Source organism: Sulfurimonas sp. (assembly GCF_028694895.1).
In the GTDB taxonomy this organism is placed as follows: Bacteria; Campylobacterota; Campylobacteria; order Campylobacterales; family Sulfurimonadaceae; genus Sulfurimonas.
Genome location: NZ_JAQVKA010000009.1, coordinates 24,502 through 38,148, shown reverse-complemented (window position 1 = coordinate 38,148; position 13,647 = coordinate 24,502). Strand labels below are relative to the sequence as shown.

Below are 13,647 nucleotides of genomic sequence, written 5' to 3'. Positions count from 1 at the left end.
CTTTTTTAGCGTTTATGTTTGCACTTTGTAGATTTATATCGCCACTAGAGGTTAAAGATATATCATTTGCATTTAGCTGTGAGCTTACTACACTCTCTTTATATGTCATATCTCTTTTAGATTTTGAGGAGCCAAAGTTACCTTTTTTATAACTCTGCACATCTTTATAATCTATGTCATTTACTGCTAGAATGTTTATCTCTTTGTTTGCATTTAGAGTAATGCTATCTTTAGCAGTTATATTTGATGCTTTTACTTGTATGTCAGAACCACTTTGTAAGTTAATTGAATCTGCATTTAGCTGTGAGCTTATATGTTGTGTGTTGTCTGTTTTTGTGAAGCTTCTTCCAGCTGAGAAGTCTGCTTTATCAGTAAGTTCTTTTGAGTTTAGTTCTATATTTCCATCGGTAGTTACAAGGTTTATATCTCCATTTGTCGCACTTATGTTTGCAGCACTGTTTTTGATGTTATCTTTTGCTTTTATAAAGATATTGCCATCGTTTGAGACTATCTTACTCTCAGTGCCTACTTGTGTAGTTATAACTTCATACTTATTTCCATTAGCGTCATTTTTTACTACTGTTGTCTTAGTGTTTGTCTCATTTATTACACTTGCATCGGTAGATTCTATATTAACAGACTTACCTGAAATAGTTGAGCCATTTGAGTTAGTTATATCTTCTTTGGCTTTTATGTTTATAGTTCCTGCAGCTGTGATTAGGCTTGCAATATTTTTTATAGATGTCTCAGAGTTTATAGTTGTATCAGCGTTTGAGGAGATGGTCCCTTGTTCATTTTTTATACTATCTGCTGAAATATTTAAGTTATTCTCAGCTACAAGTTCTCCTGAGTTTGTTATAGAGTTTTCTACATTTAGATTAAGTTCATTACCAGCTGAGATAACTGAACCGCTAGATTTATTAGAGTTGTCTACTAAATAAACAACAGGTACTAGAACTTCTTCTCCATCAACTATCCTTGTCTCCATCCATACTATATCTTTATCTATACTCGCCAACTGTTCAGCAGTAGGTGCTTTGCCCAGTTTTAAATCAACACTTTGTGATACTTCAACTGCATTATCCATCAGGGAGACATAGGTTATCTCTTTGTGTTCTTTGCCGCTTAAGCGCTTGATACTATCTTTTACCAGATTAGTTTCATACATCGCATCACCAAGTCTTTTAGATATAGCGTCACCGTCGTACCCCATCTTGTTTAAAAAGTATTCACTACCTATAAAATTAGATATATCAGTATATAAAGGGTTTGATTCTATCAAATACTCATGCTTAGTGCTTTTTACAAATAAGCCATATGGGTTTGTCGGTGTAACATAGTCCTCTTTATCTATATATCTAGTACTATTTTTAGTAGTGATTACATCTGTAAATATATCACTCTGTGATATAGCTGCATGAGCGGTTACATTTTCTAAGTTTGTGATATCACCAATGATATTATTTCCAGCCGATATGGTTGCATCCAAAGAGCCTATCTCCCCAGTCACTACCGTTGTTGGTGATCCGTAGTTTTCCCATCTAAAACTTGGATTGGAACTCTTGCTACTATAACATGCAGAATAGCAGTTATATATTTGAATCTCTGTCGTCTGCGTACTATATAGCTTTTCACTATCATTTGAAATATTTGTTACCGCTAAGTTTATGTCATTTTGTGCGGAAACATCACTTAGGTAGTTAAACAAATTATTAGAATATATACTTAAATTATTTGCAGAGGCAATAGAGGAAAATTTATCCGGAGCTGGTGAGAACTTCTCATTTTTGTCTATATATGTGTATATTGACCCTCTAAGGTATTCATGCCACCATGCACTGTTATATATTGACTCTGTGCTTTGAACTTCTACTACCTTTTCTGTTGTATCAGTGATATTTTTAAGAGTATCTGCAAATATATTTATATTCCCTTTTTGAGTTTGGATAATACCTTTGTAATTTTGCACTTCATTAATATTTTGCAATGATTCATCTTTAGATAAAAGCATGTTCTCAACAGCGTATAATCGTGCATTGTCTATGTCTGATACTTTTGTAGCATCTGTTTTGTTAAGTAATAGATTATCAACATGTATATTCATGTTTTGTGCGCTATATATTGTGTTATAGTTTGTAAGATTGGTTGCATAAACTTTCATATCGTTTAAAGATACGATTGCCGCCGTATTTACAATGTCTCCATTTATATTTAGAGTTAAATTTTTTTGAGATTGTAAAAGTTTGTTGTTTACTAAATTACCATTTATGGTTTTTACACTCAAATCACCATTAGCTTGTAGACCAATATTATTTATTAAAGATTTTGTTTCTATATTCATTGAGTTATCAGAACTTAGCAGAACGTTACTTAGCTCTAAATTTTGATTATGTGCAAATATGCTTAAGTTATTTTTAGCAGTAAGTTTTGAGTCGCTTTTTATTTCTAGAGAATCATTTGTATTTATATATACATTATTAGAACTGCTTAGATTTGAGTTGTTTACAAGTATATCCGATGCATCTAAAGAGAGATCTTTATATGATTCTGCCGTTGCGTCCACAACATTGATAGCGTTTGATTTTATATTTATGCTGCCATTTGAAAGTAGTTTTTTAAAAGTTAATTGACCATCCAAACTAATAATAATGTCATCTTTTGCTATTATCTCAGCAGGTAGATTTACACCAATACCGCTACTCGTCCCGATAAGTCTTATCTTGTCGGCATATATACCGCCTAAAGCTGTAGAATCTAAAGAAAAAAGATCGTTATTTGTCATATTTATTGGAGTTACTACGCCATCTATAGATATATCATTAGTACCTGTTATGATATTTACATCTTTTGCATATATTTTAGAGTTAAATTTTAGTGCTTTAGCATATAGATCAAGTTTATCAATATTTTCTATATTAAAATTCTCATCACCTATCTCAATAATGCCTTGTGTGATTTTGTAACTTCTTAATTGATCAGCAGTAAATTGAGGTACACCCGTAGTAAGAGTAACTTTTGGAGTGTTTATAAATCCACCACCTTTTACAAAGATACCATTAGGATTTGCGATTATTACACTAGCTTTGCTCCCTGCTACTTCCGTGTAGCCTGCTAATGTCGATTTATTTAAGCTAGTTACTTCATTTAAAATTCTACTAGCACTATTTGCATTTGCTAAGTTAGTATTACCATAAATTACTCCTCCAAGTTGAGTTGTTACTTGGAGTTGATTAGAGTTGTTTAGTATAAGTCCCTGCTTCTCAACATTGTAATTCAAAAACTTATTATGCGAAAGACCTGACGCATCTGGTTTTACAATGTTTATAATAGGCACACCGTTTCTTGCTGTTTCAAAATTTGCTTGATATTTTGTAGCTGAGGCACTATCGACTACTACTGGTTCTATTGCTGATAGTGACATAGGAAAAACCAATACAACTGAAACTATAAATGATGTAATTTGTTTAAATACATTTCTTATTATTTTCATAAAAAACATAATACAATAAAATTAATTAGAAAATATAAGAATAGGAGAATCCTATAAAATTATCGTTCTTTATTTTTGTTTCTGGTGTATTTTGTAACTTTTTGTTATAGTGTATTTCAAATAAGTTGTTTAAATAAGCAATCTTAAGTCCAACAGAACTACCAACTATAGTTCCACCTTCTACACCGTTGGTTGCTTTTATGTAACCATAATCAAGACCTAAATAAGGTGAGAATGATATATTTGAAATATTTTTTGTAATTTGAAAGTCATTTCTTATGTAACCGCCTTTAAAGCCATTGATACCGCCATCTTTAAACCCTCTAACACTATAAGGTCCTCCGATTGACAACTGCTCTGTAGCATACACATCATAACCTGTGTATTGTGTATGTATCACTGTATTTATCTTAGGTTGCAACTCATGTTGAAAATATTTTGTATAGCTAAAATCTAGGGTATATTTTGTGAAGTCTATATTGCTACTTAAACTTTTATGCATCAATAATTCACTACTAAAATAAGAGCCTTCCCCATAATAAATATAAGAAAATCCAAAACTAGACGAAGTTAAATTATAACTCTGCAACTCAATAAGAGTGTCACTTAAATAGTTTTTATTGTTTTTTCTGTTAAGTTTAGCTATAAAATTAAGCGAATGTTTTTTAGAGCTATAAAGTATATACTCATCAGACAATGTAAAAATGTCGCTTGAGCCTTCGGAAAGGAGAGTGCTATCGAATTGGTCATAAATTGTCTGTTTATATTTAAATGTAGATAAAGAGAGAGTAAAGTAGTTTTTAAAATAGGGTAGCGAATAAGATAATGATGTCGCTAAAATATTGTCGCTAGTTTTAAAAACATTATCTGTTGTGTTAATAGATACGCTAATAGTATCATTTATACCAAACAAGTTTTCATAACTCAGATAAGCAGTAACTTGATTCTTGCCTGTTGCGTCACTACCATAATTATTTACACTTGCATAACCATTATAATTACTATATCCAGCCTCTTTTGATATAAGTACATCAGTATAGCCAACTTCATCGCTTGGCTTTAAGTCCAATTTTACTACTTGAGAGCGCAATCTTTCAAGCTGTTTAATACCAGTTTCTAAATCTTGCAAATTTAAAACATTTCCCTCTAAATCATCATATATATTTGAAATATATAAATCTCTGTTTTTTACTGCTTTTATTTTTCCCTCAAGCAGAGATATATTTATAACCCCATCTGATAAATCTTGTAATTTTAAATAAGCTCTACTTGTAATGAACCCTCTAGAGATGTACATGTTGGAAATTTCTTTGGTAAAATTATTTAAATCTTCTATCGTATTACATTTATTTAAATAAGGTTTTTTTATTTTTTCTAACTCTTTAGTCTCTAAAATATTAGATTTATCAATTATTATATCATTGATGAAAATGCATTTTTTTTTATCTTCAGACTCTTGCATTTCAAGTTTATCTGGTTTAATTTTATCGATGTTATCTTTGCTTTTTTGTTGATCTTCCTCAAAACGACGTTTTTGCTCATTTTCTAGAACTCTATTTTGAAGAGAGTTCTGTTCGTAAAGATTATTCATTTCATCTTGCGTAAGTGCAAATAACGTATAGACAATAAACAATAAAAAAAAGATATGCTTCATATAATTCTACTTTAAATAACAAATTTCGTTAGAGTACTTTGGAAATATTTAAAAAGCACTTAACTTGCACTAAATATACATTTCAGTAATATGTGAAAGATTTTAATTCGTCGAAGAGTAGGAATGAAAAACATACTTTTATTTATATTGTTACTCCTCTTTGTTGGGTGCGATGGAACTATGTATACAAATATTTATGATAAAAGCAAAATCGGCTCTGAGATTAAGAGAGTAGAGATTATTGCTAGTGATGAGTTTTCTAAAGAGAGTGTTAGCGAGATAATGAAGAGCCGAGGGTTTTTGGTGGGGAGTTCTGAGTATAGGCTAAGGGTTGAGCATAGAGACTACAAAGGGACGTGTACAAATCCACTCTCAAAAACTTCATCTGATTATAGTTTTGATGGGTTGGTCTCCATAGAGCTTTATTACAGAGATAAAAAATTATATAACGCTTACAAAGATTATAAGGGTGAGAAGAGTAGAGCGCTTTTTGAGCCTTTGATAAAAGAGATGCTTAGTGATATGGAGATAAAAAGTGCCCCTTAACGCTCTCTAAGCTCTCTTGTTGCTAAGAAGTATGTGTGTCCTAAATATATAACAAAAAATATCGCTACAAAAAATATCGCAAAAGGTATAAGAGATATAAGGTAGAGAAGCGCTGTTTTTGTTCTTAAACTACTAGCTTTAAAGTAAGCTATCTCTTTTGCTTCTTCTTTTGTACAGATACTTGAAGATATATCAAAGATGAGCATTTTGTGAAAAAAGTAGTACATTGGAAGGTTTAGTGCGATGATGTTTAAAAACGGAATAAAGTAAAACGGTATAAGAAGTATAAAGAGCAAAACCATAATAAGCGTTGATTTTAGCAGTAAAAATAAAGAGTAGAGAAGGTTTGAATGGCCAATCATGGCAACATCACTGTATGACCTTCTTTGAAGCTCTGCTAAAACAAAAGGGGTTAAAAACCCTATAATGATAACTGCTAAAAAGATAGAGAAGTAGATAGCTAAAAAAGTGCCTATCGCATAGATGAAAAATGTAACAAGCCATGACGTTATGGCATAGTGCATCAAAAATTTTACAATAGATGAGCCAACTATAGTAGCATTAAAGCTCTCTGTATGAGGCACTCCACTCTGTAGTGTAGTTTGAGAGCTCTCAACACTCAGTGTGCCTAATTGCTCTACGCCCATACTAGCGATTATAAAAAAAACTATGTACAAAACTACCAAACTTAGTACAAATGGCACGATGGAGTATTTGAGCATTTTTGGTGTTAGTAGATCTTTTATACTTCTTAAAACTATCTCTTTTTCACTCATCTTTTGCTCCATAATTTTTGGTTTAACTTTAACTCTTCTACTATGCCAACGGCAAGGTGCAGAGTTTTTACATACTCCATAGCTACTTTATGCTCTAAAAGTGAGCGAAAGATTGATGGCTCAAAGAGGTCTTTATCATAGCTTATCGCCATATAAATATGATTTGCCCTAAAAGAGGTATGTATTGGCCGAGTTGATTTGTTCTTAAATGATAGCAGTTTTTCCATAAGTGAGTGCGAGAGGATATATCTAGCTTCTATTTGATCGTTTGAGTAAACTACAAAGGCTGATTCAAACTCAGGGTTATCCATCTTAACTAACTCATCTCTTGAGACGTTGTTTGACTGAAGCCAATGCCCAATCAAATCCCCAAATACACTCTGGGCACTATCTGGTAGAACTACTGTTTGAGAAGAGAAGTTTTTGTTAAACTCTGCAACTATGAAAAGCCCTTTAAAGAGAGTTACCCAGTTATCTTTGCCTTTTGAGTTTTGAGTTTTCATCTCGGCATGTAGGTCTGAGAACTCTATGTTTATACCATCTATCCTACCCTTGACATAGTCATTTCCTCTTACTCTATCTGGCTTTGAAAATAGGTTTGAGCCCTCAAATAGATACTCAGATACATGCAGAGGTGCCGAGTACTCAAGAGAGTTGTCAATAGCATTAACAAGTGGTTGTATAACGCTATATTTAAACTCACTGATATAGCTATGTGCTAAAAATTTATAAATAATAGTGCCTAAGATTATATAAGCTATAAGTATAAACTCGTAAAAGGCGCCTAAAGCAAAAGCGATAACAATAGCAATAGAAGTTAAAATGACCCCAGCCATGATTATTCTATGACTAAGATCTCTTCTATCTTTTTCTAGTTTTTCTAAGGTAGGAAAAAGAGATTTATAGTAAAAATCAGTAAGCTCACTTATACTTTTCAACTCTAAGCCTAACTAAAGAGCTCTTTAACATTTACATTTTGACGCTCGCTCTGCTCAATCTCAAAGACCTGCTTTCTTCTGTAGTTCATAAGTGAAGCCATAAAACTTGTAGGCACCATATCTATAGCGTTGTTGTAGTCTGTAACCGCTTGATTGTATGAGCGTCTTGATGCTGAAATCTGCTCTTCTATCTCATGAAGAGTGTATTGAAGGTTCATTACGTTTTCATTTGCCTTTAACTCTGGATATGCCTCTACTGCTATCATGATAGAGCCAAGTGCAGAGCTTATCTTTGCATCAAGTGCTATTTTGTTGGCATCACTGATATCTGGTCTTGTAGCTTCTGCGCGAAGTTTTGTAATCTCACTTAAGAGTGATTTTTCATGCTCCATATATTTGCTAACTGAAGCAACAAGGTTTGGAATAAGGTCGTAACGTTTTTTTAGGTTTGTATCTACACTTGCAAAGATGTTCTCAACTTGGTTTTTCTTAGCCACAAGTGAGTTGTACATCAAGATAAGAACGATAGCTATAACAATTATAATAATTATAGGAGTTGACATTGGATAATCCTTTTTGTTTATTGGGGTAGTAGTTTATCAAAAAAGAGTTGAGCTTTTGTTTTTGTTTAATTAGCGATATTTTAGAAATTGTGATATAACAATATAATATTTTTATATGCGGGAATCAAGATGTTTAAAAAACTACTCTCAAAAAAACGAGACTACGCTCTAAAAGAAGAGCAGAAGTATTATAGAAGCAGCTTTCATAAAGATTATGACAGAGTTATATTTTCAAACTCTTTTAGAAGACTCTCAAAAAAGACGCAAGTTCATCCACTCTCTAAAAATGACCATGTTCATAATAGACTTACACACAGTTTGGAAGTAGCAAGTGTTGGGCGGAGTCTTGGGCTTAGAGCAGGGGAGCTTTTGAATAAAAAATATCCTGAGATGGAGATAGATCCTTACGATGTTGCATATATCATTCAAACTGCTTGTTTAGCTCATGATATAGGCAATCCTCCATTTGGACACGCGGGAGAAGAGGTTATCAAAGAGTGGTTTGAGAGAAATAGAGATGAGCCATTTTTAAAAGAGCTCTCGCATGATGAGCTTGAGGATTTTATAAACCTTGATGGAAATGCACAAAGCTTTAGAGTGGTAAGCCAGATAGAAAACAATCTTTTTTGTGGAGGGATGAGGCTAACTTTTGCAACACTTGGAACTTTGGTAAAGTATCCTTACTCATCAGCTAGGTGTGAGCATCTAGGTAAATCAAAATTTAACTTCTTTCAAAGTGAAGCAGAGTTTTTTAAGCTTCTGTTTTTGGAGCTGGGGCTTGTAAAGATAGATGGCTCTTATAAAAGACATCCGCTCTCATACCTTATGGAAGCATCTGATGATATCTGTTATGGACTACTTGATTTGCAAGATGCAGTTGAGCTTAAAATCATAACGCTAAAAGATACAAAAGAGATATTTACTCTCATCTGTGGCGAGAGAGAGGTTGAGGCAGTATATGAAGATGTTGGATATTCAGATATAAAAAAAGTCTCAAGGCTTGTTGCTATCTCTATCCATAATCTAGCTGTTCATACAATGGAAGTATTTGAAGATAATTTTGATGTAATCATGAGTGATACTCAGCCACAAGACCTCATAGCGTGTTTTACAAACACAGAGTATAAAAGCGCTATAAAAGAGGCAAAAAAGCTTGCAAGCTCAAAAATATTTAATGAAAAAAGAAAGATAGAGCTAGAGCTTGGTGCTTACAACATCATAGAGACTCTACTTGATAACCTTATACTTGCAACCTATGATTTTTATAAAAAAGAGGATGAGAGTAAAGTATCCTTTAGGTACAAAAGAGCGTTAGAACTTATGGAAGATGATAGACCAAAAAAAGAGCAGAGCCTTTATAACATGTATCAAAGAGTGGTTGACTATATAGTTGGTATGACGGACAACCACGCAAAGTATGTTGCAAATCAGCTAAATGGAATGGGGATTTAAGTGGAGAATACAAGTAGTAGTGTTACATTATGTTAAAAATTTTAAATCTACATGTTATTAATTATAAGTTGATTTTGTCAAATAGGTGAGTTACTGGTGTGTAAAAAAATTCAAAATTCAAAATTTTTATTAATTGCAATTTCATTTTTTTTTGTGAATGGCATAATATTTATTTTAGATAATAAATTAGGCTACTTTAATCTTTTACATTCTGCAATGTTGCAGAGTGTAGAGAGTTCATATGATAATAAATCTGAATATATGGACAGCACTGAATCGATAGCAGTTCTAATTACTAATAAACTATTTGAAAAAGGATTTAATTCTAAGACACCTCTAGATAAAGATAAAATAGCTTATTTCATTGAAGAAATTATTAAACAAAGTCCTAAAAGTATCATTTTTGATTTAGATATTTCTCCAGATTATAATTTTGGGGCAAAAGAGCAACAAAGTAAAACTAAGTTATACGAACTTTTAAAAAATAACTCGAGTAATGTAGATATTGTTTTGCCATTTGCTTTTTTTTCTCAAACAATAGAGAATCAGAATCTGAAATATAATTGGGTAAAAGAGATGTGTAACGCTAATATAAAGTTTGCATTTCCTCTTCTTACAAATGAGATAGGATCTGTCTCTCAGTATTTTGAAGACCCATATCATGTTTCCTTAATCTTAAATAATCAAATAAGAAAAGAAGATTTATGTGATTACACTAAAAATAACAAATATCAGATAGAAGATATTATTAATATTTTTAAAGTGCAATCTAAATCATATACAAAAAAACCAATAAACTATCAGAAAATAAATAGCAGTACAATAAACATTGACTCCTTTGAGGATATTAATAAATATAATTTCAATAATAAGGTTATTTTTTTAGGAGGAAGTTATGGTTTTGGTGATTCGTATTTGACGCCTTATGGTGATAAATATGGTGTTGAAATACTAAATGCAATTTATTATTCTTTAAATCATAGTATCGAAAAATCAAATGTATATTTAACTCTTATTATTTATGACATTATTATGGGCTTTAGTTTTGGATATATTTTAAATTTGCTTTTAAATAGCCGTGAAAATATAGAATCAAAAAAAATGTTGTTTTATAATAATCTAAAACTTATTTCTCTTATAGTATTCTTTTACTTTATGTCACTTTATATTTCAGGGTATCTTTTTCATAATTTATACATGTGGATGAATCCTGTACCATTATTGATAGGTATGTTCTTAGATGGAATTTTAAGGTTGGGAGAAAAAAAGATAGTTGAGGAAAATAGTTATTCAGACTATGAATGTTTGGATATAGTAAAATCTATGCTCAAGATAAAAACTATTTTTGTTTTAATTGGTATTTTTAGTTTATTAAGTAGTTTATGAGCAAGTGATTAGATATGTACAAAAAGGGGTATTATGATTAAAGTTACATTTTTATTTATAACTTTGGTTAGTTGGTTATCGTCAAATGTTTTAATATTGGGAGAATCATCTAGTAAGTTTAAATGTGATGACATAGTTATGTCTCCAGTAGCTATCAAAAATTGTAAAAAAATAGAAGCTATTGATGATATTAATATATGCTATATCAGCAAATTATCCCTTGGATGCAAAAAAATATTTGGTAAAGAATCATATACATTGGATGATATTGAAAGTAATCCTATAAATTTTAAACGTCTTTTCTCTTTTAGCGAAAATCAAAAAACATCTTTTGGCATTAAAAGATTTTCCAAAGAAATGAAAGATATAGGTATTCCAATAGGTAGTATTATTAAACCAAATGAAGATATTAAAATAGAGTTAGGCAAAGATTATTCAATCGAATTGATTTTAGAAGATGACAAAAGTAAGATAATAGAGAAAAAAAAGTTTGTGGATAGTGCGATTGTGCTAAATAGTAAATATTTTCAATATTCAAAAGTTTATAAAGTAATGGCTAAAATAGATGGAGTTCAATATGAAGGAAGTTTCGATATTATGACAAAAGAGTCTGAAATGGATATGGAAGCAGAGATAAACAACTTACTTAAAAATATTGAAGATGAAAATTCAAAGAAAATAATAAAAAGCATTGTTTATGATCAATACGGGTTAAATTATAACAGAGAGTTAATTTTAAAAGAGGTTAGTAGATAATGAAAAAAATTATATTGAGTATGGGCTTAACCTGTATACTAGTCAACGCATTTGACTTTGTTTCTGGGATTACTAGTATTGCGTCGCAAGGCATGTTAGCACTTGGTATGGATGGAAAATCAAGTAGTATAGAAGTGGACAGCGAATGTAAAGAGCCATTTGAAAGTTATGATTATAATTTAGAAGGGATATTTCAAGTTTCAACTACTTATGGAATCTCTAAATCTGGGAAGATATTAAACTTTATTAATGATGATAAGAGTGCTAATAAAGTGATAAGTGACGATTTTAGGGAATACACTAAAGTTATTGCTAGAAATTTTTTATGGATTCCTTTAGAAGTGGAAAAACTCTTTGGAGAAACAATCTACCAAGATCGCATTAATTCTGGAGATGTAGTTTTAAGAACAACAAAAAATTTAAAATATAAAAAAATGTACACTAAATTAGATGATTTTTTAATAAAGTATAATAATTATATCGGGAAGAGTAATCAAAAATATCCTTATGATATTAAAATTAATATATTATCAACGCAGAAAAAAGCAGAGTCTGTTCCGTATGGATATATTTTTATAAGCGAAGATTATATAGCAAATGGAAAATTTGAGACTATATTGGTCCATGAATTGGCGCATATTTCAAAAAGACATTCAACAAAGGACATACAGTATAGATTAGTCACTACATATGATAATGTTACAGAAATAACTGAGTTAATAAAAAATCTTCAAGATGCAAGTAAGGCTGAAAAATTTGTTCAAGGTTTATCTAGCACAATGGTTATTAAAAAAAGTTTTGAATTATATACACAAGACCAAGAGATTGAAGCAGATGCTTGTGGGCTTAGAAGCATAAATTTATTTATACCAAATAAAAAAGAGATACATGTGAAAAATTTTATTGAAAATATAAATAATGTTGAAGCTTCAAAAGAAGTAAATGCTGTTTTTGAAGATCACCCAGATAAAAGTAAAAGGATAGAAAATATAAACAGAGTCTCTGCTGCATTATAAATATATTTTAAAAATGAAATATATAAAAATCTAAATTTCAAAAGGTAATGTATGATAGTTTTTGTTGAGGTCTCCAAAAGTGAGCAAAAGATAATACTAAGTTTGATTGATGAGAAATATCATGCTCAAATACATTTTTTTGAGCAGTGTATTAATGCAAATAATGCAGAACTTGCTTCACAAGCTACCCTGCTTTGTACTTTTATACACTCATGTATAGATGAGAACACTCTTCTTAAACTCCGACACTTAAAAGCTATCATCACCCGCTCAACTGGAAGTGATCATATAGATATAGAGGCGTGTAAGAAGCGTAATATTGCCGTTGCAAATGTACCAAGTTATGGACAAAATACAGTTGCAGAGTATACGTTTACTCTTATTTTAGCTCTTGCTCGCAGGATAAAACCGATGATAGAGAGGCTCTGTAGAGGCGAGTTTAATCGTGATGGATTAAAAGGGTTTGACCTTATAGGTAAGACGATAGGTGTCATTGGAACTGGTAAAATCGGCTCACATGTAGTTATGATTGCAAGAGGTTTTGGGATGGAAGTTTTATGTTATGCCCATCATGAAGATCCAGATATAGCAAAACTTCCCCATGTAAAGTATGTCTCACTTGAGACGTTGTTGTCTAAAAGTGACATCGTAACACTTCATGTTCCAGCAAATCCCTCAACATTTCATCTTATAAACAAGAGCAATATATCTCTTATGAAAAGCTCTGCAATGCTTATAAATACGGCTCGGGGAAATGTAGTAGAAACAGAGGCTATTGTAGAGCAGTTAAGTCTGAAAAATCTCCAAGGTGGTGTTGGGCTTGACACTTTTGAATCAGAAGATATTTGGATAGAGGAGAAGTATCTTAAAAACGATACGCTCTCAGCACAGGATTTGCAAAAAGCGATGCTAGTATTTTCAACCCTTCGCTCATCAAATGTGATTTTATCACCGCACAATGCTTACAATACACAAGAGGCATTAGAGCGAATAATTGCTATTAGTATTGAAAATATTAACTCATTTTTACAAAGAGGAGTTTTTATTACTCCACTTTAGTTCTATTAAAT

Annotated in this window: 11 protein-coding genes; 6 read left to right on the top strand and 5 right to left on the bottom strand. The window is 31.4% G+C overall.

The genetic code is table 11. The features are described 5' to 3' along the window. Both PHI38_RS02575 and PHI38_RS02570 read right to left on the bottom strand, forming a co-directional pair. Window positions 1-3,421: filamentous hemagglutinin N-terminal domain-containing protein (locus PHI38_RS02575; RefSeq protein ID WP_299852396.1), on the bottom strand; the 3,421-nt coding region annotated here is incomplete at its 3' end. A 94-nt stretch (window positions 3,422-3,515) separates the two neighbouring features. Further along, a complete protein-coding gene (locus PHI38_RS02570; RefSeq protein ID WP_299852394.1) occupies window positions 3,516-5,144 on the bottom strand; it encodes a ShlB/FhaC/HecB family hemolysin secretion/activation protein in 1,629 nt (542 codons plus the stop codon). Between the two features lie 123 nt (window positions 5,145-5,267). Between PHI38_RS02570 and PHI38_RS02565 the strand changes: the two genes are divergently transcribed. Continuing rightward, on the top strand, window positions 5,268-5,690 hold the full coding sequence (locus PHI38_RS02565) for a hypothetical protein (RefSeq protein WP_299852392.1): 423 nt from the start codon (window positions 5,268-5,270) through the stop codon (window positions 5,688-5,690). Here the strand turns inward: PHI38_RS02565 and PHI38_RS02560 are convergent. Genes PHI38_RS02560 through PHI38_RS02550 form a run of 3 tightly spaced genes read right to left on the bottom strand, consistent with a single transcriptional unit; the run spans window position 5,687 to window position 7,967 of the window. Then, window positions 5,687-6,466, bottom strand: coding sequence for an EI24 domain-containing protein (locus tag PHI38_RS02560; protein ID WP_299852389.1), 780 nt, complete (start codon window positions 6,464-6,466; stop codon window positions 5,687-5,689). The two genes, PHI38_RS02565 and PHI38_RS02560, sit on opposite strands and share 4 nt — an antisense overlap. After that, on the bottom strand, window positions 6,463-7,404 hold the full coding sequence (locus PHI38_RS02555; protein ID WP_299852386.1) for a DUF3137 domain-containing protein: 942 nt from the start codon (window positions 7,402-7,404) through the stop codon (window positions 6,463-6,465). Before PHI38_RS02555 ends, PHI38_RS02560 begins: the two co-directional genes overlap by 4 nt. Before the next feature lie 8 nt (window positions 7,405-7,412). After that, on the bottom strand, window positions 7,413-7,967 hold the full coding sequence (locus PHI38_RS02550) for a LemA family protein (RefSeq protein ID WP_299852383.1): 555 nt from the start codon (window positions 7,965-7,967) through the stop codon (window positions 7,413-7,415). Window positions 7,968-8,096: 129 nt separating this feature from the next. Between PHI38_RS02550 and PHI38_RS02545 the strand changes: the two genes are divergently transcribed. The 5 genes from PHI38_RS02545 to PHI38_RS02525 all read left to right on the top strand — a co-directional run bounded on the left by PHI38_RS02545 (window position 8,097) and on the right by PHI38_RS02525 (window position 13,636). Then, window positions 8,097-9,419: a deoxyguanosinetriphosphate triphosphohydrolase gene (locus tag PHI38_RS02545; protein WP_299852380.1), complete on the top strand. Its 1,323-nt coding sequence runs from the start codon at window positions 8,097-8,099 to the stop codon at window positions 9,417-9,419. A gap of 96 nt (window positions 9,420-9,515) precedes the next feature. After that, window positions 9,516-10,805 (top strand): CHASE2 domain-containing protein, encoded by a 1,290-nt coding sequence (locus tag PHI38_RS02540; protein ID WP_299852377.1) that lies wholly within the window; start codon window positions 9,516-9,518, stop codon window positions 10,803-10,805. Window positions 10,806-10,838: 33 nt separating this feature from the next. After that, a complete protein-coding gene (locus PHI38_RS02535) occupies window positions 10,839-11,561 on the top strand; it encodes a hypothetical protein (protein WP_299852374.1) in 723 nt (240 codons plus the stop codon). Then, window positions 11,561-12,577, top strand: a complete 1,017-nt coding sequence (locus PHI38_RS02530; protein ID WP_299852371.1) for a M48 family metalloprotease — start codon at window positions 11,561-11,563, stop codon at window positions 12,575-12,577. Before PHI38_RS02535 ends, PHI38_RS02530 begins: the two co-directional genes overlap by 1 nt. A 51-nt stretch (window positions 12,578-12,628) precedes the next feature. Then, window positions 12,629-13,636 (top strand): NAD(P)-dependent oxidoreductase, encoded by a 1,008-nt coding sequence (locus PHI38_RS02525; RefSeq protein WP_299852368.1) that lies wholly within the window; start codon window positions 12,629-12,631, stop codon window positions 13,634-13,636. The last annotated feature ends 11 nt before the right edge of the window (window positions 13,637-13,647 follow it).

Excerpts from the sequence above, each read along its gene's own strand:
- PHI38_RS02560 (WP_299852389.1), bottom strand. The coding sequence starts at position 6,466 with ATGAGTGAAAAAGAGATAGTTTTAAGAAGTATAAAAGATCTACTAACA.
- PHI38_RS02530 (WP_299852371.1), top strand. The coding sequence starts at position 11,561 with ATGAAAAAAATTATATTGAGTATGGGCTTAACCTGTATACTAGTCAAC.
- PHI38_RS02545 (WP_299852380.1), top strand. The coding sequence starts at position 8,097 with ATGTTTAAAAAACTACTCTCAAAAAAACGAGACTACGCTCTAAAAGAA.
- PHI38_RS02550 (WP_299852383.1), bottom strand. The coding sequence starts at position 7,967 with ATGTCAACTCCTATAATTATTATAATTGTTATAGCTATCGTTCTTATC.
- PHI38_RS02565 (WP_299852392.1), top strand. The coding sequence starts at position 5,268 with ATGAAAAACATACTTTTATTTATATTGTTACTCCTCTTTGTTGGGTGC.
- PHI38_RS02525 (WP_299852368.1), top strand. The coding sequence starts at position 12,629 with ATGATAGTTTTTGTTGAGGTCTCCAAAAGTGAGCAAAAGATAATACTA.
- PHI38_RS02570 (WP_299852394.1), bottom strand. The coding sequence starts at position 5,144 with ATGAAGCATATCTTTTTTTTATTGTTTATTGTCTATACGTTATTTGCA.
- PHI38_RS02535 (WP_299852374.1), top strand. The coding sequence starts at position 10,839 with ATGATTAAAGTTACATTTTTATTTATAACTTTGGTTAGTTGGTTATCG.